Origin of the sequence: Janthinobacterium sp. CG_23.3 (genome assembly GCF_046115965.1) — a bacterium.
Classification (GTDB): Bacteria; Pseudomonadota; Gammaproteobacteria; order Burkholderiales; family Burkholderiaceae_D; genus Janthinobacterium.
Genome location: NZ_JBJXIB010000251.1, coordinates 1 through 1,838 on the forward strand (window position 1 = coordinate 1; position 1,838 = coordinate 1,838).

The following is a 1,838-nucleotide window of genomic DNA, read 5'->3' on the forward strand; positions in this document are numbered from 1 at the left end:
TTTTGTGCGCCCAGCATGGGCGCACTCTTGTGGGTGAAAGTCCCGCCGTGAGCTGACCACAGCGAACGAAGTGAAGCGCAACTGCGGAAGGGCGACCGACCGTGGGGAGGAAGCGTGGATCGAAACTGCGAGCCGATGGACAAGAACCGGATAGAAGGCGGTGCCGATCAGGGCGAGCGGGCAAGAAACCGCGAAGCTCTTGTGGTCAAAGATCAGGCGGCGTAAATCCGGCGGTTGTGCAGGGAAGGAGTGCGTTCTTACCTGGGGAGATCTCGCCTCGCGCCTGAAAGGGCGACGGTGGAAGCCGGAGCGAGAAGTCAGCAGAGGCCGTAGTAGCCGCAGTATGGGCGAAGGGCCGAACGAGAAGGAGCGTCAAACGCCATGTCGATGGACGATGTAATGCCCCAGATGCCCGCGCCAGCGGGGCGGGTCGCGGTAAGGCGGGGTGAAGCCTCGTCCCAAGCGTCCAGCGGGGAAACAACGGCCACGCGGCATGCAACGGAAGGCGCGGGGCAAGGCCTGCTTGCGCAGGTGCTTGCGAGAGAGAACATGCAACGCGCGTGGAAACGCGTGAAGGCGAACAAGGGTGCGGCAGGCGTGGACGGGATGGACATCGCCGCGACCGGCCGCCATTTGGTGACCGCGTTGCCGACCATCCGAGAGCAGTTGATGGCAGGCACGTACCGGCCCAGTCCGGTGCGTCGCGTCGGCATCCCCAAACCAGATGGCAGCGAACGTGAATTGGGCATCCCCACCGTGGTCGACAGGCTGATCCAGCAAGCCCTTCTGCAAGTGCTGCAACCGCTGATCGATCCCACTTTTAGTCAACACAGCCACGGCTTCCGTCCGGGCCGGCGCGCGCGCGACGCGGTGCTGGAAGCGCAGCAATACGTGCAGGACGGTTGCCGTGTGGTGGTGGACGTGGACTTGGAAAAGTTCTTCGACCGCGTCAACCACGACGTGCTGATGGACCGCTTGACGAAGCGCGTCGCCGACGCCGGCGTGATCCGGTTGGTTCGGGCGTATCTGAACGCGGGCATCATGCACGGCGGCGTCGTGAACCAGCGCGAACAGGGCACGCCGCAAGGCGGGCCGCTGTCGCCGCTGCTGGCCAACGTGCTGCTCGACGGGGTGGATCGGGAGCTTGAGCGGCGGGGCCACCGCTTCGTTCGCTACGCCGACGACTGCAATGTGTATGTACGCAGCCTGAAGGCGGGCGAACGGGTGATGGCGCTGCTCAGGCGTCTCTACGGCAAGCTGCATTTGACGATTAACGAATCGAAGAGTGCGGTGGCGGGTGCGTTTGGCCGCAAGTTTCTGGGCTACAGCCTGTGGGCGGGCCCGAAAGGCGAGGTCAAGCGCGCCGTGTCGGCCAAGGCGCGAGAAACGTTCAAGCAGCGGATACGGGAGTTGACCCGCCGTACCTGCGGGCGCAGCATGACCGAACTGGTCGAACCGCTACGCCGCTACGTGTTGGGATGGAAGGCCTATTTCGGACTGGCGCAAACACCGCGCGTCTGGCGCCAGCTGGACGAATGGATGCGCCACCGGCTGCGGGCAATCCAGCTCAAACATTGGAAGCGTGGCACGACGGCATATAGGGAATGCATAGCATTGGGTGCAAAGCCATGGTTGGCACAGAAAGTGGCGGCAAACTGCCGCCGATGGTGGTTCATCAGCCGCCGTTCACTCAACGCAGTACTAACAACAGCCTATTTCGACAGGCTGGGCTTTCCTCGCCTCTCATAACCTCAACTACTCGAACCGCCCGGTGCGGACCCGCATGCCGGGTGGTGTGGCAGGGGTCGGCTAGTTTCACTGGCCGCCCCTATGCCAAT

The 1,838-nt window shown here is 63.5% G+C and carries 1 protein-coding gene; it reads left to right on the forward strand.

Annotated features, from left to right (window positions below):
* Window positions 1-381: 381 nt before the first annotated feature.
* Window positions 382-1,749 carry a group II intron reverse transcriptase/maturase gene (ltrA, locus tag ACFDR9_RS27560; protein ID WP_409033059.1) on the forward strand — a complete coding sequence of 456 codons (1,368 nt, stop codon included), beginning with the start codon at window positions 382-384 and terminating at the stop codon, window positions 1,747-1,749.
* Window positions 1,750-1,838 lie beyond the last annotated feature (89 nt).

What these genes read in the sequence shown, in the direction of transcription:
- ltrA (WP_409033059.1), top strand. Translation starts at nt 382, where the DNA reads ATGTCGATGGACGATGTAATGCCCCAGATGCCCGCGCCAGCGGGGCGG.